Source organism: Pseudomonas sp. OG7, from assembly GCF_014192825.1.
Taxonomy (GTDB): domain Bacteria; phylum Pseudomonadota; class Gammaproteobacteria; order Pseudomonadales; family Pseudomonadaceae; genus Aquipseudomonas; species Aquipseudomonas monteilii.
The window spans coordinates 465840-487258 of record NZ_JACHYK010000002.1 but is presented as its reverse complement, the minus strand read 5'-3'; the positions used below and the strand labels follow the sequence as shown (position 1 = coordinate 487258).

20 protein-coding genes are annotated in these 21419 nt (G+C 62.4%); 13 read left to right on the top strand and 7 right to left on the bottom strand.

Translation table 11 applies throughout. The features are described from left to right. Positions 1-28: 28 nt before the first annotated feature. From alr to FHW75_RS06695, 6 genes are all read left to right on the top strand, one after another. Positions 29-1258, top strand: a complete 1230-nt coding sequence (gene alr, locus FHW75_RS06720; protein WP_019097886.1) for an alanine racemase — start codon at positions 29-31, stop codon at positions 1256-1258. Positions 1259-1282: 24 nt separating this feature from the next. After that, positions 1283-2461, top strand: a complete 1179-nt coding sequence (locus FHW75_RS06715) for a pyridoxal phosphate-dependent aminotransferase (protein ID WP_019097885.1) — start codon at positions 1283-1285, stop codon at positions 2459-2461. A 43-nt stretch (positions 2462-2504) separates the two neighbouring features. Then, positions 2505-3206 carry an NAD(P)H-dependent oxidoreductase gene (locus tag FHW75_RS06710; RefSeq protein WP_027609073.1) on the top strand — a complete coding sequence of 234 codons (702 nt, stop codon included), beginning with the start codon at positions 2505-2507 and terminating at the stop codon, positions 3204-3206. 193 nt (positions 3207-3399) lie between these two features. Next, a complete protein-coding gene (locus tag FHW75_RS06705; protein ID WP_019097883.1) occupies positions 3400-4503 on the top strand; it encodes a polyamine ABC transporter substrate-binding protein in 1104 nt (367 codons plus the stop codon). A 34-nt stretch (positions 4504-4537) separates the two neighbouring features. Beyond that, positions 4538-5950: an aminotransferase gene (locus FHW75_RS06700; protein ID WP_084297146.1), complete on the top strand. Its 1413-nt coding sequence runs from the start codon at positions 4538-4540 to the stop codon at positions 5948-5950. Between the two features lie 53 nt (positions 5951-6003). After that, on the top strand, positions 6004-6837 hold the full coding sequence (locus tag FHW75_RS06695; RefSeq protein WP_025754510.1) for a helix-turn-helix transcriptional regulator: 834 nt from the start codon (positions 6004-6006) through the stop codon (positions 6835-6837). Here FHW75_RS06695 and FHW75_RS06690 read toward each other — a convergent pair. The 5 genes from FHW75_RS06690 to FHW75_RS06670 all read right to left on the bottom strand — a co-directional run bounded on the left by FHW75_RS06690 (position 6834) and on the right by FHW75_RS06670 (position 13181). Continuing rightward, positions 6834-7919: a helix-turn-helix transcriptional regulator gene (locus FHW75_RS06690; RefSeq protein ID WP_025754509.1), complete on the bottom strand. Its 1086-nt coding sequence runs from the start codon at positions 7917-7919 to the stop codon at positions 6834-6836. The two genes, FHW75_RS06695 and FHW75_RS06690, sit on opposite strands and share 4 nt — an antisense overlap. Before the next feature lie 84 nt (positions 7920-8003). After that, positions 8004-8975 carry a PDR/VanB family oxidoreductase gene (locus tag FHW75_RS06685; RefSeq protein WP_183673367.1) on the bottom strand — a complete coding sequence of 324 codons (972 nt, stop codon included), beginning with the start codon at positions 8973-8975 and terminating at the stop codon, positions 8004-8006. Positions 8976-9054: 79 nt separating this feature from the next. After that, positions 9055-10176, bottom strand: coding sequence for an aromatic ring-hydroxylating dioxygenase subunit alpha (locus tag FHW75_RS06680; RefSeq protein ID WP_019097878.1), 1122 nt, complete (start codon positions 10174-10176; stop codon positions 9055-9057). A 121-nt stretch (positions 10177-10297) separates the two neighbouring features. After that, on the bottom strand, positions 10298-11896 hold the full coding sequence (locus FHW75_RS06675; RefSeq protein ID WP_025754508.1) for a BCCT family transporter: 1599 nt from the start codon (positions 11894-11896) through the stop codon (positions 10298-10300). Between the two features lie 193 nt (positions 11897-12089). Further along, positions 12090-13181, bottom strand: a complete 1092-nt coding sequence (locus FHW75_RS06670) for a tartrate dehydrogenase (RefSeq protein ID WP_019097876.1) — start codon at positions 13179-13181, stop codon at positions 12090-12092. A gap of 98 nt (positions 13182-13279) precedes the next feature. Here FHW75_RS06670 and FHW75_RS06665 point away from each other — a divergent pair, with 98 nt between their 5' ends. Further along, positions 13280-14191 (top strand): LysR substrate-binding domain-containing protein, encoded by a 912-nt coding sequence (locus FHW75_RS06665; protein ID WP_019097875.1) that lies wholly within the window; start codon positions 13280-13282, stop codon positions 14189-14191. A gap of 14 nt (positions 14192-14205) precedes the next feature. Here the strand turns inward: FHW75_RS06665 and FHW75_RS06660 are convergent, their stop codons facing one another. Next, positions 14206-14688 (bottom strand): Lrp/AsnC family transcriptional regulator, encoded by a 483-nt coding sequence (locus FHW75_RS06660; RefSeq protein WP_019097874.1) that lies wholly within the window; start codon positions 14686-14688, stop codon positions 14206-14208. A 123-nt stretch (positions 14689-14811) separates the two neighbouring features. On the opposite strand from FHW75_RS06660, the gene FHW75_RS06655 reads away from it, so the two are divergent. Together FHW75_RS06655 and FHW75_RS06650 are read left to right on the top strand one after the other, a co-directional pair. Then, complete coding sequence (locus FHW75_RS06655; protein ID WP_019097873.1) at positions 14812-15843, top strand: histone deacetylase family protein; 1032 nt, start codon at positions 14812-14814, stop codon at positions 15841-15843. Positions 15844-15920: 77 nt separating this feature from the next. Next, on the top strand, positions 15921-17324 hold the full coding sequence (locus tag FHW75_RS06650; RefSeq protein ID WP_019097872.1) for an amino acid permease: 1404 nt from the start codon (positions 15921-15923) through the stop codon (positions 17322-17324). A 12-nt stretch (positions 17325-17336) separates the two neighbouring features. On the opposite strand, the gene catR is transcribed toward FHW75_RS06650, so the two are convergent. Beyond that, complete coding sequence (catR, locus tag FHW75_RS06645; RefSeq protein ID WP_019097871.1) at positions 17337-18209, bottom strand: HTH-type transcriptional regulator CatR; 873 nt, start codon at positions 18207-18209, stop codon at positions 17337-17339. A gap of 135 nt (positions 18210-18344) precedes the next feature. Here catR and FHW75_RS06640 point away from each other — a divergent pair, with 135 nt between their 5' ends. The 4 genes from FHW75_RS06640 (at position 18345) to FHW75_RS06625 (ending at position 21368) form a co-directional block, all read left to right on the top strand. Beyond that, entirely contained in the window at positions 18345-19466 is a 1122-nt protein-coding gene (locus FHW75_RS06640; RefSeq protein ID WP_060497110.1) for a muconate cycloisomerase family protein, read from the top strand. Between the two features lie 21 nt (positions 19467-19487). Beyond that, positions 19488-19778: a muconolactone Delta-isomerase gene (gene catC, locus FHW75_RS06635; protein WP_060497109.1), complete on the top strand. Its 291-nt coding sequence runs from the start codon at positions 19488-19490 to the stop codon at positions 19776-19778. 43 nt (positions 19779-19821) lie between these two features. Further along, entirely contained in the window at positions 19822-20757 is a 936-nt protein-coding gene (catA, locus tag FHW75_RS06630; protein WP_027609068.1) for a catechol 1,2-dioxygenase, read from the top strand. A gap of 116 nt (positions 20758-20873) precedes the next feature. Beyond that, positions 20874-21368, top strand: a complete 495-nt coding sequence (locus FHW75_RS06625; RefSeq protein WP_019097868.1) for a GNAT family N-acetyltransferase — start codon at positions 20874-20876, stop codon at positions 21366-21368. Positions 21369-21419: the final 51 nt, after the last annotated feature.

The following is a 21419-nucleotide window of genomic DNA, read 5'->3' as shown; positions in this document are numbered from 1 at the left end:
CACACCACCCATAACAAGAGAAACCACCATGCCATTTCGCCGTACCCTTCTGGCCGCCTCCCTGGCCCTGCTGATCACTGGCCAGGCTCCGCTGTACGCCGCGCCGCCGCTGTCGATGGACAACGGCACCACCGCCTTGACCGTGCAAAACAGCAACGCCTGGGTCGAAATCAGCGCCAGCGCCCTGCAACACAACATCCGCACCTTGCAGGCCGAACTGGCCGGCAAGTCCAAGCTGTGTGCCGTGCTCAAGGCGGATGCCTATGGCCACGGTGTCGGCCTGGTGATGCCGTCGATCATTGCCCAGGGCGTGCCCTGCGTGGCGGTGGCCAGCAACGAGGAGGCCCGCGTGGTCCGCGCCAGTGGCTTCACCGGGCAACTGGTGCGGGTACGCCTGGCCAGCCTCAGCGAAGTGGAAGACGCCTTGCAGTACGACATGGAAGAACTGGTGGGCAGTGCCGAATTCGCCCGCCAACTCGACGCCATCGCCGAGCGCCATGGCAAGCCGTTGCGCATCCACCTGGCGCTCAATTCCAGCGGCATGAGCCGCAACGGGGTAGAGATGACCACTTGGTCCGGCCGTGGCGAAGCGTTGCAGGTTACCGACCAGAAGCACCTCAAGTTGGTCGCGCTGATGACCCACTTTGCCGTGGAAGACAAAGATGATGTGCGCAAGGGCCTGGCAGCGTTCAACGAGCAGACCGACTGGCTGATCAAGCACGCCAAGCTGGACCGCAGCAAGCTCACCCTGCACGCCGCCAACTCATTCGCTACGCTGGAGGTGCCGGAAGCGCGCCTGGACATGGTGCGCACCGGTGGCGCGCTGTTCGGTGACACCGTGCCGAGCCACACCGAGTACCAGCGGGCCATGCAGTTCAAGTCGCGTGTGGCTGCCGTGCACAGCTACCCGGCCGGCAATACCGTCGGTTACGACCGCACCTTTACTTTGGCCCGTGACGCTCGGCTGGCCAATATCACTGTCGGCTATTCCGACGGTTACCGCCGGGCGTTTACCAACAAGGGCCATGTGCTGATCAACGGCCACCGTGTGCCGGTCGTGGGCAAGGTGTCGATGAACACGCTGATGGTGGACGTTACCGACTTCCCGGATGTGAAGGGGGGCAACGAAGTGGTGCTGTTCGGCAAGCAGGCCGGGGGCGAAATCACCCAGGCCGAAATGGAAGACATCAATGGCGCGTTGCTCGCCGACCTGTACACCGTGTGGGGCAGTTCCAACCCGAAGATCCTCGTCGACTGAAACCGCCATTGAAGGGAGATTGCCATGCGCTACGCCACGCTCACCCAACGCATCGCCGGCGACGGGGCTGCGGCCTGGGACATCCACTACCGCGCCCTGGCGTTGCAGGCCGAGGGCAAGGACATCCTGCTGCTCTCGGTAGGTGACCCGGACTTCGACACGCCCGCGCCGATCGTTGACGCGGCCATCGACAGCCTGCGTGCGGGCCACACCCATTACGCCGATGTGCGCGGCAAGCTGGCCCTGCGCCAGGCCATTGCCAACCGCCACCGGCAGCGCAGCGGCCAAGCGGTCAGCGCAGACCAGGTGACCGTGTTGGCGGGTGCCCAGTGCGCGTTGTACTGCGTGGCCCAGTGCGTGCTGGACCCGGGCGACGAGGTGATCGTTGCCGAGCCCATGTATGTCACGTACGAGGCCGTGTTCGGTGCTTGTGGTGCCAAGGTGGTACCGGTGCCGGTGAAGCCGGAGAACGGCTTTCGCGTTTGCCCGCGAGACGTGGCCGAGCGCATCACGCCGCGCACCCGCGCGCTGGCCCTGAACAGCCCGCACAATCCCTCGGGTGCAAGCCTGCCCCGTGCGACCTGGGAAGCACTCGCCGAATTGTGCATCGCCCGTGACCTGTGGCTGATTTCCGACGAGGTGTACAGCGAGCTGCTGTACGAGGGTGAACATGTGAGCCCAGCCAGCCTGCCGGGTATGGCCGAACGCACCGCCACCCTCAACAGCCTGTCGAAATCGCATGCCATGACGGGCTGGCGGGTGGGCTGGGTAGTCGGTTCGGCTGAACTGGCCACGCACCTGGAGAACCTCGCCTTGTGCATGCTGTATGGCTCGCCAGACTTCATTCAGGACGCTGCGGTGGTGGCGCTGGAGCAGCAGTTGCCCGAACTGGACGCCATGCGCGAGGCCTATCGCCAGCGCCGTGACCTGGTGTGCGAGCAACTGGCTGGCTGCCCGGGCCTCAAGGCGTTGAAGCCCGATGGTGGCATGTTCGTGATGGTTGATATCCGCGAAACCGGCCTCAGTGCCCAGGCCTTTGCCGACCGCCTGCTGGACAGCCAGGGCGTGTCGGTATTGGCCGGCGAAGCCTTTGGCCCCAGCGCCGCCGGGCATATTCGCCTGGGGCTGGTGCTGGGCAACGAGGCGCTCGTCGATGCCTGCCAGCGCATCGCCCGCTGTGCCGGCGAGCTGATGCAAGGCTAAGCGACGGCGGCAAAACAACCTGTTTTGTGCAAGGAGAACACGAGTGAATGTACTGATCGTCCACGCTCACCCCGAGCCACAATCATTTACCGCCGCACTGCGCGACCAGGCCGTGGAAACCTTTCGTGCCCAGGGCCACCAGGTGCAGGTCAGCGACTTGTACGCCATGGGCTGGAACCCGGTGGCCAGTGCCGAAGACTTCACCCAGCGCGAGAACCCGCAATACCTGGTGTATGCACTGGAGCAACGCCAGGGGGTCAAGCGCGGTGCCATCGCCGCGGATATCCAGCAGGAACTGGACAAGCTGTTGTGGGCTGACCTGCTGGTGCTCAACTTCCCGATCTTCTGGTTCTCGGCGCCGGCCATGCTCAAGGGCTGGATCGACCGGGTGCTGGTGTCGGGGGTGTGCTATGGCGGCAAGCGCTTCTACGACCAGGGTGGTTTGACGGGCAAGCAGGCGCTGGTCACCGTAACCCTGGGCGGGCGCGAGCACATGTTTGGCGAAGGGGCGATTCATGGCCCGCTGGAAGACATGTTGCGGCCGATTCTGCGGGGTACGCTGGCCTACGTGGGGTTCGAGGTGTTGCCGCCGTTCGTGGCTTGGCATGTGCCGTATATCAGCGATGAGGCGCGCCAGGGCTTCTTGCTGCAGTACCGACAGCGGCTGGAGCAGCTCTCGGATGATCAGCCGCTGGTGTTCCCGCGGTTGGCGCAGTTCGATGAGGCGCTGTACCCGCTGACCTGATCTTTCTCCTGTACCAACCCTTGGGGCCGCAACGCGGCCCCAACCTGTTATCGGCCTACGACATTGCGCAAACCTGGCAGTGCCGTCTGCCAAAAACGACCACCCACACATTCGGGGTATGTTCCCCCCTCGGCAAATCCCCCGATAGTGAACCCATCGGCTCGATCCGGAGCATTCACACGATGGAGTTGCCATGCGCAAGGTACTGAAGGTGATGGGTGGTCTGCTGCTGGTGGCTGGCGCAAGCCTCGCCCAGGCGGGAGAGGTGGACAGCGGTAACACGCTGCGGTTGTACAACTGGACCGACTACATCGGCGAAACCACCCTGGCCGACTTCGAGAAGGCCACCGGCATCAAGGTCATCTACGACACCTTCGACGGCTACGAAACGGTACAGACCAAACTGCTCACCGGCCGCTCCGGCTACGACCTGGTCATGCTCAACGCATCCTTGGTACCCCCGCTGATCAGTGCTGGGGTGTTCCAGGCGCTGGACAAGCAGCAACTGCCCAGCTGGCACAACCTCGACCCGCAAGTGGTTGACAACCTGCAGGGCTACGACCCAGGCCTCAAGTACTCGGCGCCCTACACCTGGGGCAGTTCGGGGGTCACTTACAACGTCGACAAGATCACCGCGCGCATGCCCGACGCCCCCATCGGCTCGCTGGCCATGCTGTTCGACCCCAAGATCGTCTCGCGCTTCGCCGACTGTGGCGTCACCCTGATGGACGCGCCCACCGAGGTCATTCCGCTGGCCCTGCAATACCTGGGCAAGGACCCGCGCAGCGCATCCGCGGCCGACCTCAAGGCCGCCGAACAACTGTTGCTGAGCATCCGCCCCTTTATTCGCAAGTTCGACTCGGTCAACTACCTGACCAGCCTGCCCAACGGCGATGTCTGCCTGGCACTGACCTGGTCCGGTGACTACGCCACCGCCCAGGCCCGCGCGGTGGAAGCGAAGAAGGACATCAAGCTGTCGTTCTTCATCCCCCAGGAGGGCTCGTTGATCTGGTTCGACAACCTGTACATCCCCAAGGATGCGCCCCATGCAGCCAACGCTCACCGCTTCATCGAGTTTTTGCTGCAGCCGCAGACCATGGCCAAGGTCACCGACTACATCCACTACGCCAACAGCAACGCTGCTGCCACTGCGCTGGTGCGTGACGACATCCGCCAGGACCCGGCCATCTACCCCGATTCATCCACCCGCGAACGCCTGTTCGCGCAGAAAACCCAGAGCCCCAAGGACATGCGTGCCATCACCCGGGTCTGGAGCACGGTCAAGACCGGTTTCTGAACACTGCCCAACGATTCCCGCCAAGGAGCTGCCCATGGCCACCCCAAGCAAAGCATTCTCCATCGCCCACGACCCGCTGGTGGAAGCCGATAAGGCCCACTACATGCACGGCTACCATGTGTTCGACGAGCACCGCGAGCAAGGCGCACTGAACATCGTCGCCGGCGAGGGCGCGTACATTCGCGACACCCACGGCAACCGCTTCCTCGATGCCGTTGGCGGCATGTGGTGCACCAACATCGGCCTGGGCCGTGAGGAGATGGCCCAGGCCATCGCCGACCAGGTGCGCCAACTGGCCTATTCCAACCCGTTCTCCGACATGGCCAACGACGTGGCCATCGAGCTGTGCCAGAAACTTGCGCAGCTGGCCCCCGGCGACCTGAACCATGTGTTCCTCACCACCGGCGGCTCGACCGCTGTCGACACCGCCTACCGGCTGATCCAGTACTACCAGAACTGCCGCGGCAAGCCACACAAGAAACATATCATTGCCCGCTACAACGCTTACCACGGCTCTACCACCCTTACCATGTCGATCGGCAACAAGGCCGCCGACCGGGTGCCGGAGTTCGATTATCACCATGACCTGATCCACCACGTCTCCAACCCCAACCCGTACCGCGCGCCGGACGACATGGACGAGGCCGAGTTCCTCGACTTCCTCGTGGCCGAGTTCGAGGACAAGGTCCTCTCGTTGGGCGCTGACAACGTGGCAGCGTTCTTCGCCGAGCCGATCATGGGCTCGGGCGGGGTGATCATTCCACCCAAGGGCTATTTCGAACGCATGTGGCAGCTGTGCCAGACCTACGACATCCTGTTCGTCGCCGACGAGGTGGTGACCTCGTTCGGGCGCCTGGGTACCTTCTTCGCCAGCGAGGAGCTGTTTGGCGTTACCCCCGACATCATCACTACCGCCAAGGGCCTGACCTCGGCCTACCTGCCGCTGGGGGCGTGCATTTTCTCCGAGCGCATCTGGCAGGTTATCGCCGAGCCGGGCAAGGGCCGTTGCTTCACCCATGGTTTCACTTACAGCGGTCACCCGGTGTGCTGCACGGCGGCGCTGAAGAACATCGAGATCATCGAGCGCGAGCAGTTGCTGGAGCACGTCAAGGACGTTGGCAGCTATCTGGAACAACGCCTGCAAAGCCTGCGCGAGTTGCCGCTGGTGGGGGATGTGCGCTGCATGAAGCTGATGGCCTGCGTCGAGTTCGTGGCCGACAAGGCCAGCAAGGCGCTGTTCCCGGATGAGGTGAACATTGGTGAACGCATCCACAGCAAGGCCCAGGCCAAGGGGCTGCTGGTACGCCCGATCATGCACCTGAATGTGATGTCGCCGCCGTTGATCATTACCCATGCGCAGGTGGATGAAATCGTCGAGACCCTGCGCCAGTGCATCATCGAAACCGCGCGCGAACTCACCGCGCTTGGCCTGTACCGGGGCCGATGAACCTGGCGCAAAGGGCTGTGCGGGGGCGTGCCTGGCAGGCTAGACTGCCGGGCATGACCCAGGCCACCCCCGACACCCCGCTTACCCTCACCATGGGCGCGCTGCAGCAATGGCATGCGGCGTTGCAGCGTGCGCTGGCCAATAGCGAAACGCCTGAGGCGCTGGAGCATGTAGCCGCTGCCATCGGCCAGCTGGTGCAGGTGGAATCGATGATGATCAGCCTGGAGTGCCAGGGGCGGGCGCCGCAGCTTTTATACCAGCAAGGCATTCCCGAACGGCACCGCGCCGCGGTGCTGGAACGCTACTTCAGCGCCGGTTACCTGCTCGACCCGTTCTGCCTGGCCGTGCAAGGCGGCCTGGCCGAAGGCTTTTACCACCTACAGGAAATCGCCCCCGACAACTTCTTCGACAGCGACTACTACAAGGCCTATTACCTGGGCACCGGTTGCAGCGAAGACAGCTACTACATCGTCGACCTCAGCGCGGGCCGCAAGCTATCGCTGAGCCTGTTCCAGGGGTGCAGCGGTACGCCCCTGAGTGCTGGGCAGATCGACCTGCTGCGGGCGCTGGAGCCTATGGTGCGCGAACTGCTGGGGCGCTATGCCCGACACAACCTGGAGCCTGGCACTGCATCGGTCGAGCGCGGCGGCTTGCAGGCAGCGTTCGACAGCTTTGGCTGCCAAGTGCTGACCGACCGCGAGCGCGAGGTGGCACACATGATCTTGCGAGGGCATTCGGTGAAGTCGACCGCGCTGGAGCTGGGTATCTCGCCTGAGACGGTGCGCATGCACCGCAAGAACCTGTACCTGAAGCTGGAGATCAACTCCCAGTCCGAGTTGTTTGCACGGTTCATCGACTGGTTGCGCGGCGACCCCCTCGAAAATTAGAGACTGATCTTGGCCAGTCGAGCTTCCAGCGCGGCAATATGTGCCTGCAGCCGTTCATGTTCCTGGCGCTCGGCGCTGATGTCCTCGAACACGCTGATCAGGTGTTCAGGCTCGCCATTGGCATGGCGCTGCAACGAGGTGCGGGCGCGCACCCAGATGTACTCGCCGTTCTTGTGGCGCACGCGTTTTTCTACCTCGTAACGCTCGGTCTCACCGGCCAGCATGCGCTGCAGCAGTTGCAGGTTCTGCGCCAGGTCGTCAGCGTGGGTGATCTGCTGGAAGGTCATGCCGTAGAGCTCTTCGGCTCGGTAGCCCAGCAGCTCGCACAGGCTGTTGTTGACCCGCTGCCAGGTGCCGTCCGGGTCGATGTAGGCGAGGGCGCCCCAGGCCAGTTCGAAGATCGCCCGGAAGCGTTCCTCGCTTTGGCTAAGCGCTTGTTGGGCCACCTGACGTTCGGTGTTGTCCATGCTGATACCGACCATTTTCACCGAGCGCCCGGCGCTGTCGCGTACCACCGTGGCGCGGGAGGAAATCCAGCGTACTTCGCCATCGGGGCGGGTGATGCGGAAGTCGCACTCACAACCCGTGCCCTCGGCTACCGCCTCGGCGTACATCGCCTGCATGCGCTGCACGTCTTCGTCGGGCAGGTGCTTCCAGAAGTCTTCGTTGTGGTGCACCGGCCAGCCGTACACCTGCTCGACGTTAGGCGAGTAGGTGACTTCGTCACTGATCAGGTTCCACTCCCAGGTGACGATGCGCGCGCCTTCCTGGGCCAGCTTCATGCGCGTTTCGCTTTCCATGATCTCGGCGGTCAGGCGCCGGCGCAGGTCGGTCATCGGCAGCTCGACCACCTGCGGTTGCTGGATGTTCTGCAGGGCTTCGTCGCCATAGCGCAACCAGATCCAGTTGACCTTGAGAAAGTCGGCCAGCTTGCGCAGGTTGTCGTAGTCGATCTCGCCGCCACGGGTCCACTTGTGTACTGCGGTGCGTGAGATGCCCAAGGCCGTGCCCACGGCTTGCAGGGTCAGCTTGTGATGCTCGAGCAGTTCCTTGAGGCGGAAGGCGAAGCTGTTTTCCAACATCGGCAGGGTGTCCTGATCTGGGCCAAGAGCCTGCCAGTATACGCAAGCCGTCAACTTTTGGTTGACGGCCTTTGCAGCGGTCACTTACAGATCCAGCACCAGCCGCGCCGTACGGGCGCGCGAGACGCACAGCATGATGCTCTGCTGGGCAGCCTTCTCCTCGTCGCTCAGGTACTGGTCATAATGCTCGGCCTCGCCCTCCAGAATGGCGGTCTCGCACGTACCGCACACGCCTTCGCGGCACAGGCACTCGACCTTGGCGGCCTTGGACTTTTCGATGGCCTGCAGAATGGTCATGCCTTCTTCCACCTGCAACTCCACGCCCGACTGCGCCAGCACCACGGTAAAGGCGCTGCCGGTGACGGGGGTGGCGGCAAACTGTTCCCAATGCACGCGGTGCTCGGCAATACCAGCCTGGGCAGCACAGTCGATGACCGCGTCGATCAGCGGTTTGGGGCCGCACACGTACAGGTGCGCTCGCTCGTCCAGCCCTGCGCACAGGGCGGCGAGGTCGAGCTTGCGGTCGAGGCTGTCGATGTAGAAACGGGTATTGGCCGCGTGCGGGCCGCAGACCAGTTGCTCCTGAAACGCGCCGTGCTCCGGTGCGCGGAAGGCATAGTGGAGCTCGTAGTCGGTGCTGCCGCCTTCCAGCTCATGCAGATGCGCAAGGAACGGGGTAATGCCGATACCGCCGGCAATCAGCACATGGCGGCCAGCCGAAGGGTCCAGGGCAAACAGGTTGTTGGGTGACGAAATGGTCAGGCGAGTGCCGACTTCCACCTGCTGGTGCATGAATGCCGAGCCGCCCTTGGACCGCTCTTCCAGTCGCACGCCAATCTGGTAGCTGCGGGTGTCGCGCGGGTCGCTCATCAGCGAGTAGGCGTTACTGAACTGGCTGCCATCGGCGCCTTGCATCTGCACGATGACGTGGCTGCCACCGGTGAAGGCGAGCATCGCCGCGCCGTCTTCGCGGGCCAAGGTAAAGCGCTTGATCAGCGGCGTGGCGTGTTCCACGTCGGTTACGCGGACGCTGAACATTTCATAAGTGTTGGCCATGGTTCACCTCAACTGCCTGGGTGCGCGGCAGGCCCTGCCGCGCACCTTTTAAGTGCATATAAAAGTGGAGCGGTTGCCATCAATCGTCGAGGTGGGCCACGGCGATCAGGTTGTGGAAGTGGGCAATGCCGTGCTCGCTCATACCGCTGCGTTCGCGGTCGGCCATGATGCGGCCCTGGCCGCGGTAGCCACGCGACTTCAGGCCCTTCTGCACGCTTTCGACCAGACGCAGGTCTTCTGGGCGGAACACTTCGCGGTACCAGTCGATCAGCTTCTGCTGCTCTTCGCTGATGTCCTTGTTGAGGAAGTAGATGTCGTAGTGCTGCAGGGTGGTTTCGGCATCGACCGGGAACTCGTAGATCACGGTCATGAAGTTGGCCCCTGGCGGCACATTGAACATGGTGCATGGCCAGGCCCAGAAACCGGCGAACGACGGGTCTTTCACGTTTTCGTCAAATTTGAACGACTGCTCCGAAGGCTTGGCCAGGCCGTACTGCAGGGTCCAGTTGCCGTGCAGGCTGTGGCTGTACTGGCCAACGTCCACCGAGTCGGAGAAACCAGGGTGGGCAGGGGCGCAGTGGTAGCACTCCAGGTAGTTGTCGACGATCGACTTCCAGTTGGCCGGGGTGTCACTAACAAAGCGCGCAGCCAGGTGCAGGTCGTCGATCACCGCGCAGGCTTCACGCATGCGCGCTTGCATGCCTGGCAACTGGTCTTCGACGGAGCCTGCGTCCATGTCCATATTGATGAAGATGAAGCCGGCGTATTCCTCTACGCGCAGCTGCACCAGGGTGGAGTTTTCCTTGTCGAAGTTGACCACGTTGTCGCAGTTGCGGGCGTGGGCCAATTCGCCGTCGAGCTTGAAGGTCCAGGCGTGGTACGGGCAGGTGATGACGTTCTTGGCCTTGCCGCTGCCGCTGAGCAGCTGGTGGCCACGGTGCGGGCAGACGTTGTAGAACGCACGCAGCACGCTGTCACGGCCGCGCACGACAATGATGCTTTCGCCAATCACTTCGCGGGTGATGTAGGCGTTGTTGTCTGCCACTTCGCTGCGGTGGCCTACGCAGATCCAGCTGCGGGCGAAGATGGCTTCTTTCTCGTGCTCGAACACCGCAGCCTGGGTGTAGAAGGTGGCCGGGATGGTGAAGGCCTCGTCGGCATTCGCGCAGAAATCGGCGGGCAGGCGTTTGAAGTCGTTCATGACAGGTATCTCACAAGCTCGGTTTATAGTTGTTGGTTAACGCGTATCTGTTGGTTAACAGATCAGGCAAAAAAATTTGCAGTCCTTCGAGGGGGCCGCAGTGCAGCCCCCTTTGATTTAATCAATGCACGGCAGCAGCGCTGCGCGGGGCCTGATCGGTGGGTTCTTCACCGGCCATGCGCGCAGCTTCCTCCTCGATGACATGGGCCGGTACCTGGCCGTAGTCGGCGATCATCCACTTGAAGAAGCCGTAGATCTTCACCAGCAGAATCACCATGAACGGGATTGCAGTCAGCACCACGGCGGTCTTCATGGTCGACAGCGAGGCCTTGGCGAACAGCATGGCCAGCGGCACCAAAGTCAGCACCACGCACCAGAACAGGCGGTGGGTTGGCGTCGGGTCGTCGCCTTCACGCAGGTTGCGGGTGCTGGTGGCGGCCACCGCGTAGGCTGCGGCATCCATGTGCGAAGCACAGAAGATGGCCATGATGAACAGGTACACACCGAGGAACACTTGGCCCCACGGCAACGCCAGCAGCAAGTGCGTCACGGCCGATTCGCCACCTTGCTCGGCGAGCATCTTCGGTACATCCACCGCGCCGGTGATGAACTGGTGCATGCTGTAGCTTTCCAGCGCACCGAAGAAGAACCAGCAACCGAAGCTGCCACCCAGCAGCAGGGCCAGCACCACTTCCTTGATCTGTCGGCCACGCGAAACGCGGGTGACGAACATGGCCACGCCCGGTGCGTACGACACCCACCACAACCAGTAGAACACCGTCCAGTTGCGGGTGAAGGCACCGTCCCCGGCCGGGTCGGTGAACAGGCTCATGTGCACATAGTTCTGGATCATCAGGCCAATCGAGTTCGCGGTGTTGTTGAGGGTGAACTGGGTCGGGCCCACCAGCAGCACGATCGCGGCAAACACCAGCGCGCCGATGCACACCATCTTGCTCAGGCGCTGCAGGCCGCCATCGATACCGATGTAGGAGCTGAGCGAGAACATCACCGCCACGCCGCCGATCACCATCAATTGCACGGTGAACGTATCCGGGGTGCCGGTCAGGTCGTGCAGGCCGCGCGTCAGGGTAGAGGCGGTGAGGGCCAGCGACACGGTCAGTGCGCCCATCATGGTCAGCAGGAAGATCAGGTCGACGGTACGGCCTACTGGCCCAGTGGCCTTGAAACCTGTCACCGCTTCGATGACCGAAGCCAGGTTCAGGCCGCTCTTCTTGCGTACATGGAAGTGGTAGGCCATGGCCAGCGAGGCCAGGGCGTAGATCGACCAGGCGCTGATACCCCAATGGAAGAACGAGTAGCCCACGCTGTATTCCAGCGCCTTGGGCGTGGCGGCGGCGATGTTCAGGCCTGGGGTCTGGTAGTAGTAGGCCCACTCCATCACACCCCAGTAGAGGGTCGACGACCCCATGCCGGCGCAGATGAACATGAACACCCAGGTGGCGGTGGCATATTCAGGCTTGCCGCTGCCCAGGCGGATATTGCCGTACTTGCTGAAGGCCAGGTACAGCACGGCCAGGGTACTGGCGAACACCAGTACCTGCACGCTGGTACCGAAGGTGCGGGTGGACAGTTCGAACAACTGGTTGGCGGCGCTTTCAGCCTGGGAGGGGAAGGCTGCAAGGCCGATCACGGTGAGCAGTACGGCAATCAGGCTCACGGTAATCAGGAACACATCAATCTTTTTATTCTTGTGCGACATCATCGTCTCCTGGACGTTGGCGTACTTGTTATACCCGGCAGGCATCCGGGGTGCTGCGGTACTGCTCCTTCCTTGGTGGTTAACCATTGGTTTACAATAATCTAATGGTTAACAGATTTTGCATACAATCCACGCCGCTCGCAAGAGGCAAGGGGCCGATTGTCAGACACTTCTGACAATCGGCCCCTGTGCATTAGGCTTCGACCAGCGCGGTAATGGCCTGGCCCACTTGTTGGGTGGACTGCTGGCCGCCCATGTCGCGGGTTACGTCACCGGCGGCGATGACCTGCTCGATGGCCTTGAGGATGTCGTCGTGGGCAGCCCGGTAACGTGGGTCGGTGCCGTCGTTGCCGAGGAAGTCGAGCATCAGCGCGCCGGACCAGATCATCGCGATCGGGTTGGCGATGTTCTTGCCGTAGATGTCTGGCGCCGAGCCGTGCACCGGCTCGAACAGCGACGGGAACTTGCGCTCGGGGTTCAGGTTGGCCGAGGGCGCGATGCCGATGGTGCCGGCGCAGGCCGGGCCGAGGTCGGACAGGATGTCGCCGAACAGGTTCGAGGCCACGACCACGTCGAAGCGGTCTGGCTGCAGCACGAAGCGGGCGCAAAGGATATCAATGTGCTGCTTGTCCCAGCTGATTTCGGGATAATTGGCTGCCATGGCGGCGGTGCGCTCGTCCCAATACGGCATGCTCACGGCCATGCCGTTGGACTTGGTGGCCGAGGTGACGTGCTTGCGCTCGCGGGTCTGGGCCACCTCGAAGGCGTATTTGAGAATGCGGTCGACGCCACGGCGGGTGAACACCGATTCTTGCAGCACGAACTCGTTCTCGGTGCCTTCGAACATGCGCCCGCCCAGCGACGAGTACTCGCCCTCAGTGTTTTCGCGGATGACCACGAAGTCGATGTCACCGGGTTCACGGCCAGCCAGCGGGCACGGCACACCCGGGAACAGGCGCACTGGGCGTATGTTCACATACTGATCGAAATCGCGGCGGAACTTGAGCAGCGAACCCCACAGCGAGATGTGGTCCGGCACCTTGTCTGGCCAGCCCACGGCACCGAAGTACAGGGCGTCAAAATCCTTGAGCTGTTCGAACCAGTCGTCCGGCATCATCTTGCCATGGGCCAGGTAGTAGTCGCAGCTGGCCCATTCGAAGAACTCGAAGCTGATGTCCAGGCCGTGCTTGCGTGCAGCGGCCTCGACCACGCGAATGCCTTCTGGCAGTACTTCGTTGCCGATGCCGTCGCCAGGGATTGCCGCGATTCTGAACGTCTTGCTCATGGGGGTGCACTCGTTGTCTAGGGAACAGGTGCTGGCCATGCTATAAGGGCTTGACTTGGAGATAATCTGGCTAATCATTGATTCTTGGAACACGCTACGTGAATAATCTGCCCAGCCTCGACGACCTCAACATCTTCCTGCTGGTGGCCAAACGTGCCAGCTTCGCGGCCGTGGCCGACGAGTTGGGCATGTCGGCGGCGTACATCAGCAAGCGCATTCGCATACTCGAGCAAACCCTGGAGGTACGCCTGCTGCATCGCACTACGCGAAGGGTGACGGTGAGCGAGGAGGGCGAGCGGGTATATCAATGGGCATTGCAGATATTCGATGCCGTGCAGCGCATGGGTGATGACATCAGTGCCCAGCACCGCGAACCGGCCGGGCAGCTGCGTATTGCCAGCAGCCTGGGACTGGGCCGGCGCTTCGTGGCGCCGGCGTTGTCCGAATTGGCCGAGCGCTATCCACGGCTGGATGTTCGCCTGGATGTGCACGACCGCCTGGTGGACCTGATTGCAGAAGGCGTGGATCTGGACATTCGTGTGGGCAACGCCATTGCCCCCAACCTGATCGCCAAGCCGCTGGCGCGCAACCGTCGGGTGCTATGCGCCGCGCCGGCTTACCTGGCGCGGCGCGGTACGCCCAAAGTGCTGGGCGACCTTGCCAGCCACGACTGTCTGGTGATCAAGGAGCGCGACCACCCGTTTGGCGTGTGGCAACTGATGGGGCCGGACGGCGAAGAAGGCGTGCGAGTGACCGGCGGCCTGTCGACCAACCATGGCGAAGTGGCGCACCAGTGGTGCCTGGACGGGCGGGGGATACTGCTGCGTTCATGGTGGGATGTGCACGATAGCCTGCAGGACGGGCGGCTGGTTCAGGTGCTCGAGGACTATCACCAGCCGGCGGATATCTGGGCGGTGTATACTTCGCCGCTGGCCAGTTCGGCCAAGGTGCGGGTGGCGGTGGACTTTTTCCGGCAGTATTTTGCCGAGCGTTACAGTTTGCCGGAATAGCCACCGATCAGCCTTCAGGACACGGGTATCCGCGACACCGCCTTCACTTCCCGCAACGCCAGGCTCGACTGGATCGAGGCAATGCCCGGCTGCCTGCGCAAAACCTCTTCCACAAACCGGCCATAGCTCTCCAGATCAGTCGCCAGCACCGTCAGCACATAATCAGCCTCGCCGGTCACCTTGTGGCAGGACAGCACCTGCGGCAGCTTCAAGATCACTTGCTCGAAATCATCCGGCGCATTGGCCGAGTGATTACCAAAGCGCACCTGGGCAAACGCCATCACGTCGTACCCCAGCTTCCTGCGGTCGAGGTTGGCTTGGTAATCCTTGATGATACCGAGCTCCTCCAGCCGTTTGCGCCGGCGCCAGCAGGGCGTCACGGTCATCGACAGGCGCTCGCCCAGCGCAGCGCTCGACAGGGTGCCGTCCTCCTGCAAAAGGCGCAGCAGCTCGCGGTCGGTTTCGTCTAGTTCTTCAATAGCAAAAGCTTTGCTCATAGATTGTAATTACCGTTAATACTTTGCTCAAGCATCGGGTTTATCTGAGCATAAAGCAAAGCATTTTCAGGGCTATCTCGCGAAAATTGGTTATCTGGTAACCCCTTGAAAAAGGACATTCGCGTGCTGACAGTCTTTAGCAACAAACACCGCTTGCACCACGGCTCGGAACTCAAGGATGGCGCCATCACGCCATCGTTCGAAAACCCCCGCCGCGCCGACACCGTACTGGCCCGTGTGCACAGCACCGCATTGGGCGATGTGATCGCCGAGCAGGCCTTCGACCGTGCCTGCTATGTGGCGGCGCACAGTGAACGGTATGTAACCTTCCTGGAAAACGCCTGGTCGGAATGGGCCGCCACCGGCAAGACCCACGATGCACTGCCGCTGGTGTGGCCGGTGCGCGACCTGGCCATCGACCGTGAACCCGGCTTCATCGACGGCAAGCTGGGCTTCTACGCCATGGATGCCGGAGCACCGATCACGGCGGGTACCTGGGAGGCCGTGCGCAGCAGCGCCAACGTTGCCCTCACCGGCATGCAGCGCATCATCGACGGTGCCAACAGTGCTTTCGCCCTGTGTCGCCCACCGGGGCATCATGCCGCCCGCGAATACATGGGCGGCTATTGCTACCTGAACAACGCCGCCATCGCCGCCGAGCGCTGCCTGAGCCAGGGCGCCAAGCGCGTAGCTGTGCTGGACGTGGACTTCCACCACGGCAACGGCACACAGAACATCTTCTATGACCGCCCTGATGTGATGTTCGCCTCCCTGCATGGCGACCCGCATGTCTCCTACCCGTACTTCTCTGGCTATGCCCATGAAAAGGGCGCAGGTGCAGGCGAGGGCTTCAATGCCAACTTCCCAATGGGCAAGGGCACTGTCTGGGCGCAGTACCAGGTGGCCCTGCAGGCAGCGCTCAAGCGCATCGTCGCGCACAAGCCCGAATTCCTGGTTGTGTCGCTAGGTGTCGACACCTTTGAAGATGACCCGATCAGCCATTTCAAACTCACCAGCGATGACTTCCTGCGCATGGGCGCCGAGATCGCCAGTGCCGGCATCCCGACCCTGTTCGTGATGGAGGGTGGCTACATGGTCGACGAAATCGGCATCAATGCGGTGAACACCCTGCAAGGGTTCGAAAGCGCGCGCTAACCCGCGCACAAAGCGCTGGCGAGGCCGGTAAACGGCCTTGCCGCAGTATGACAGACCAACAATAACAAGAGGTCGCCATGCAAGACATGCCCGCAAGCCTTGAGCAAAGCAAACCGGTAACGCCCGACCGTGACGGGCACCTGCAACGCACGCTGGAAAACCGCCACATCCAGCTGATTTCCATCGGTGGCGCAATCGGCACTGGCCTGTTCATGGGCTCGGGCAAGGTCATTGCGCTGTCCGGCACCTCAATCCTGCTGGTTTACGCCATCCTCGGGTTCTTTGTGTTCTTCGTCATGCGCGCCATGGGCGAGCTGCTGTTGTCCGACCTACGCTTCAAGTCGTTCGCCGATATCGTCGCCCATTACCTGGGCCCGCGCGCCGGCTTTGTGCTGAGCTGGTCTTACTGGCTGAGCTGGAGCGTGGCAGTGGTTGGTGACGTGGTCGTGGTGGCTGGGTTCTTCCAGTACTGGTATCCCGATGCACCGGCCTGGTTACCCGCGTTCTTCACCCTGTTCGTGCTGTTGGGGTTGAACATGCTGGCGGTGCGGATATTTGGCGAGGTGGAATTCTGGTTCGGCATCATCAAGATCGTTGCCATCGTGCTGTTGATCATCACGGCGGTGGTGATGATCGCCACTTCCTACACCTCACCCAATGGCGTGGTAGCGTCGCTGTCCAACGTGGTCGCACCGGGTGCGGTGCTGCCCCACGGCATCAGTGGCTTCTTCGCCGGGTTCCAGATTGCCGTGTTTTCCTTTGCTGGCACCGAACTGATAGGCACCACCGCCGCCGAGGCGAAGAATCCGCATCGTTCACTGCCCAAGGCCATCAACACCATCCCCTTGCGTATTCTGCTGTTCTACATCCTGGCGCTGGTGTGCATCATCAGCGTGGTGTCGTGGGCCGAGGTGCCGGCCAACCGCAGCCCCTTCGTCGAACTGTTCCTGCTGGCCGGCTTCCCGGCGGCGGCCGGCATGATCAATTTCGTAGTGCTGACCTCGGCAGCCTCTTCGGCCAACAGCGGGGTCTATTCGGGCTGCCGGATGCTGTTCGGTTTGGCCGAGCGGCGTAACGCGCCGGCCCTGTTCGCCAGGCTTTCGGCGCTCAGCGTACCGGTGTACAGCCTGGTTTTTTCCGGTGTGTGCATGCTGATCGGGTTGAGCCTGCTGTTCATCATTCCCGAGGTGATGACGGTGTTCACGCTGATCTCGACGGTTTCGGCGATTCTGGTGATCTTTACCTGGTCGATGATCCTTGCAGCGTACCTTGCCTATCGCAAACGCAACCCGGTTGCGCACCAGGCTTCGCAGTTTAAACTGCCGGGCGGGGTGCCGATGGCCGTCACGACCTTAGGCTTCCTTGGCTTTGTGCTGGTGCTGCTGGCATTGCAGCCGGATACACGGTTGGCGCTGTGCGTGATGCCGTTGTGGTTCGTGTTTTTGCTGGTGGCATACCGTCGCCGTACTGAACCACATTGAATGTGGTTTTGCTCATCCAGCCTGCCGTTCGATCAACGCCATGCACCGTTGCACGACCGGGCTCACATCCCCCTTGCGGCGGCTAAGAATGATCGGGCTCACCGCGCCGCTATCCAGCAAACCGACATACTCGATATCGGTACGGTGCTGCTGTTGCACCGACGCCGGCACCAAGGTCACCCCCACGCCCACCGCCACCAGGCCGATGGCGGTTTGCAGTTCGTTGGCCCACTGGCTGACGCGAATGCTCATGCCGTGCTGGGCGAACAGCGCCAGCACATGGTCGGCATAACTGGGCCGAGGGTTGGCCGGATAGAGGATGAACGCTTCGCCTGCCAATTGAGCCAGGGTAAGTGGGGGGCCCGCCAGCGGGTGGCCCTTGGGCAGCACGGCCACCAGCGGGTCTTCACGCAGAACCTGCTGGTGGATGGCGGGATCATCGATACGAATGCGCCCAAAAGCGATATCGATACGCCCGCTCTTCAGCGCTTCTACCTGCTGCAGCGTGGTCATCTCGCTCAGGCCCAGCTCCAGCTCGCTGTCCTGGCGCAGCTCGCGGATCAGCTCCGGCAGCACGTTGTACAGGGTCGAGGGGGCAAAGCCGATGCCCAGCCACTGGCGCTGGCCCTGGCCAATACGCCGGGTGTTGTCGCTGATATTCTGCAATTGCTGCAACACGGTGCAGGTCTGCTCATAGAAGAAGCGACCCGCCTCGGTCAGCCGCAGCGGGCGTTCGCGTACCACCAGCAGGGTACCGAGCTGGTCCTCCAGTTGGCTGATCTGCCGGCTCAGTGGTGGCTGGGCAATGTGCAGCAGCTCGGCGGCGCGGGTGAAATTGAGGGTTTCGGCCAGGACTTTGAAGTAACGCAGGTGGCGCAGCTCCACAAGACCTCCAGGGTATGGTGGGAGATTCATTTGATATTGGACGGTCACCAGGGTCTCGCGCAATCCTTGAACACGCAAGTAAATGCACCATTCGGGATTGCCACTGGCAGCCCGACCTGACGGGACCTGGCTACAATGACAAGCGCGCTGATTGAACGCATAGAAGCAATTATCGTCGACCTGCCGACCATTCGCCCGCACAAGCTGGCAATGCACACCATGCAGCAACAGACCCTGGTGGTATTGCGCGTGCGCTGCAGCGATGGCGTGGAAGGTATCGGCGAGGCCACCACCATCGGCGGCCTGGCCTATGGCTACGAAAGCCCCGAGGGCATCAAGGCCAACATCGACGCGCACCTGGCGCCTGCGCTGATCGGCCTGGCGGCAGACAACATCAACGCCGCCATGCTCAAGCTGGACAAGCTGGCCAAGGGCAATACCTTTGCCAAATCGGGTATCGAAAGCGCGTTGCTCGACGCCCAGGGCAAGCGCCTGGGCCTGCCGGTCAGCGAGCTTCTGGGCGGCCGTGTGCGTGACAGCCTGGAAGTGGCCTGGACCCTGGCCAGTGGCGACACTGCCCGCGACATCGCCGAAGCTCAGCACATGCTGGAAATTCGCCGTCACCGTGTGTTCAAGCTGAAGATCGGTGCCAACCCGGTGGAGCAAGACCTCAAGCACGTGGTGGCCATCAAGCGTGAGCTGGGCGACAGCGCCAGCGTGCGCGTCGACGTCAACCAGTACTGGGACGAATCCCAGGCCATTCGCGCCTGCCAGGTACTGGGCGACAACGGCATCGACCTGATCGAACAACCGATTTCACGCATCAACCGGGGTGGCCAGGTGCGCCTGAACCAGCGCAGCCCGGCACCGATCATGGCCGATGAATCGATTGAAAGCGTCGAGGACGCCTTCAGCCTGGCCGCCGACGGCGCGGCCAGCATCTTCGCCCTGAAAATCGCCAAGAACGGCGGCCCGCGTGCCGTGCTGCGTACTGCGCAAATCGCCGAGGCCGCCGGTATCGCCCTGTATGGCGGCACCATGCTCGAAGGTTCGATCGGCACTTTGGCGTCGGCCCACGCCTTCCTCACCCTGCGCCAACTCACCTGGGGCACCGAGCTGTTTGGCCCGCTGCTGCTGACCGAAGAAATCGTCAACGAGCCGCCGCAGTACCGCGACTTCCAGCTGCACATTCCCCGTACCCCAGGTCTGGGCCTGACCCTGGACGAACAGCGCCTGGCGCGTTTCGCCCGTCGCTGATCAGCAAACAAGGAGATAATCATGCTGTTCCACGTGAAGATGACCGTGAAACTGCCCGTCGACATGGACCCGGCCAAGGCCGCCCGGCTCAAGGCCGACGAAAAGGAACTGGCCCAGCGCCTGCAGCGCGAAGGTACCTGGCGCCACCTGTGGCGCATTGCCGGGCACTATGCCAACTACAGCGTGTTCGATGTGCCCAGCGTCGAGGCGCTGCACGATACCCTGATGCAACTGCCGCTGTTCCCGTACATGGACATCGAGGTGAACGGCCTGTGCCGGCACCCTTCGTCGATCCACAGCGACGACCGCTGATTCGCACCTGACTACCCGACAAGAACAATACGAGGTAAGCACGATGACCGTGAAAATTTCCCACACTGCCGATGTTCAAGCCTTCTTCAACAAGGTGGCAGGCCTGGACCATGCCGAGGGCAACCCACGCTTCAAGCAGATCATCCTGCGCGTCCTGCAGGACACCGCGCGCCTGGTCGAAGACCTGGAAATCACCGAAGACGAATTCTGGCACGCCATTGACTACCTCAACCGCCTGGGCGGCCGTAACGAGGCGGGCCTGCTGGCCGCAGGCCTGGGTATCGAGCACTTCCTCGACCTGCTGCAAGACGCCAAGGACGCCGAAGCCGGCTTGGGTGGCGGCACACCGCGCACCATCGAAGGCCCGCTGTACGTGGCCGGTGCGCCGCTGGCGCAAGGCGAAGCGCGCATGGATGACGGCACCGATCCGGGTGTGGTGATGTTCCTTCAGGGCCAGGTGTTCGATGCCGACGGCAAGCCGCTCGCCGGTGCCACCGTCGACCTCTGGCACGCCAACACCCAGGGCACTTATTCGTACTTCGATTCGACTCAGTCCGAATACAACCTGCGCCGCCGCATCATCACCGATGCCGAGGGCCGCTACCGTGCGCGCTCCATCGTGCCGTCGGGGTACGGCTGCGACCCGCAGGGCCCGACCCAGGAATGCCTGGACCTGCTCGGCCGCCACGGCCAGCGCCCGGCGCACGTGCACTTCTTCATCTCGGCACCTGGGTTCCGCCACCTGACCACGCAGATCAACTTCGAGGGCGACAAGTACCTGTGGGATGACTTCGCCTACGCCACCCGTGACGGGTTGATTGGCGAGCTGCGCTTTGTCGAAGATGCCGCTGCCGCGCGTGATCGCGGTGTTCAGGGCGAGCGCTTTGCCGAACTGGCGTTCGACTTCCACCTGCAGGCGGCTGCAGCGCCGGAGGCCGAAGCGCGCAGCCATCGGCCGCGTGCGTTGCAGGAGGGCTGAGTTCTAGCCTTGATTCACAGTGTTTTGGCCTGGGCCTTTCCGTGCGGGGAGGGCCTGGGCTTTTTGCTGTCGGCCGCTTGTCATCTAGAATCGGCCTTTTACCCCGAGCCCGCACCATGCTCCCGATTGCACTGTTACCGACTACCGCCGACCAGGCCCCGCTCATCCGCAACCTTTACCAGTTCTACTCTTACGAGTCCTCCGACTGGGAGCAGGAAGATGTTGAAGTGGATGGCCGCTTCTACATCCACGACGAGCACCTGCAGCGCTACTGGCAGGACGACGGTTGGGGCGCCTACCTGGTGCTGGCGGACGGCTTCATCGCCGGTTTCGTACTGGTGGAACGCAGCGAGCTGCCGGGCCTCGATGCCCTCGAACTGGCCGACCTGTTCATCCTGAAGAAATACCGCCGCCAGGGTATTGGGCAGGCGGTGGCGTTGCAGTTGTTGAGCGGTGAGGGCGACTGGTTGTTGCGCTGCTACGCACAGGATCCGCCCGCTGTGGCGTTCTGCAAGGCTGTGCTGGCGAACCTGTCGCGCCCGGCACAGGCGATTGCCTTGGACGATGAGCCTGACTTGCTGAATTTCCTGGTGAGTGGCACCCGCCATTGAGGCTGTATCTGTCTTCGTTCGTCCTTGAAGGGGAATAGCGAGATTTTTGTG

Coding starts and splice junctions, on each gene's coding strand:
- FHW75_RS06715 (WP_019097885.1), top strand. CDS start 1,283: ATGCGCTACGCCACGCTCACCCAACGCATCGCCGGCGACGGGGCTGCG.
- FHW75_RS06695 (WP_025754510.1), top strand. CDS start 6,004: ATGACCCAGGCCACCCCCGACACCCCGCTTACCCTCACCATGGGCGCG.
- FHW75_RS06640 (WP_060497110.1), top strand. CDS start 18,345: ATGACAAGCGCGCTGATTGAACGCATAGAAGCAATTATCGTCGACCTG.
- alr (WP_019097886.1), top strand. CDS start 29: ATGCCATTTCGCCGTACCCTTCTGGCCGCCTCCCTGGCCCTGCTGATC.
- FHW75_RS06700 (WP_084297146.1), top strand. CDS start 4,538: ATGGCCACCCCAAGCAAAGCATTCTCCATCGCCCACGACCCGCTGGTG.
- FHW75_RS06670 (WP_019097876.1), bottom strand. CDS start 13,181: ATGAGCAAGACGTTCAGAATCGCGGCAATCCCTGGCGACGGCATCGGC.
- FHW75_RS06675 (WP_025754508.1), bottom strand. CDS start 11,896: ATGTCGCACAAGAATAAAAAGATTGATGTGTTCCTGATTACCGTGAGC.
- FHW75_RS06625 (WP_019097868.1), top strand. CDS start 20,874: ATGCTCCCGATTGCACTGTTACCGACTACCGCCGACCAGGCCCCGCTC.
- FHW75_RS06685 (WP_183673367.1), bottom strand. CDS start 8,975: ATGGCCAACACTTATGAAATGTTCAGCGTCCGCGTAACCGACGTGGAA.
- FHW75_RS06650 (WP_019097872.1), top strand. CDS start 15,921: ATGCAAGACATGCCCGCAAGCCTTGAGCAAAGCAAACCGGTAACGCCC.
- FHW75_RS06690 (WP_025754509.1), bottom strand. CDS start 7,919: ATGTTGGAAAACAGCTTCGCCTTCCGCCTCAAGGAACTGCTCGAGCAT.
- FHW75_RS06705 (WP_019097883.1), top strand. CDS start 3,400: ATGCGCAAGGTACTGAAGGTGATGGGTGGTCTGCTGCTGGTGGCTGGC.
- FHW75_RS06660 (WP_019097874.1), bottom strand. CDS start 14,688: ATGAGCAAAGCTTTTGCTATTGAAGAACTAGACGAAACCGACCGCGAG.
- catC (WP_060497109.1), top strand. CDS start 19,488: ATGCTGTTCCACGTGAAGATGACCGTGAAACTGCCCGTCGACATGGAC.
- catA (WP_027609068.1), top strand. CDS start 19,822: ATGACCGTGAAAATTTCCCACACTGCCGATGTTCAAGCCTTCTTCAAC.
- FHW75_RS06680 (WP_019097878.1), bottom strand. CDS start 10,176: ATGAACGACTTCAAACGCCTGCCCGCCGATTTCTGCGCGAATGCCGAC.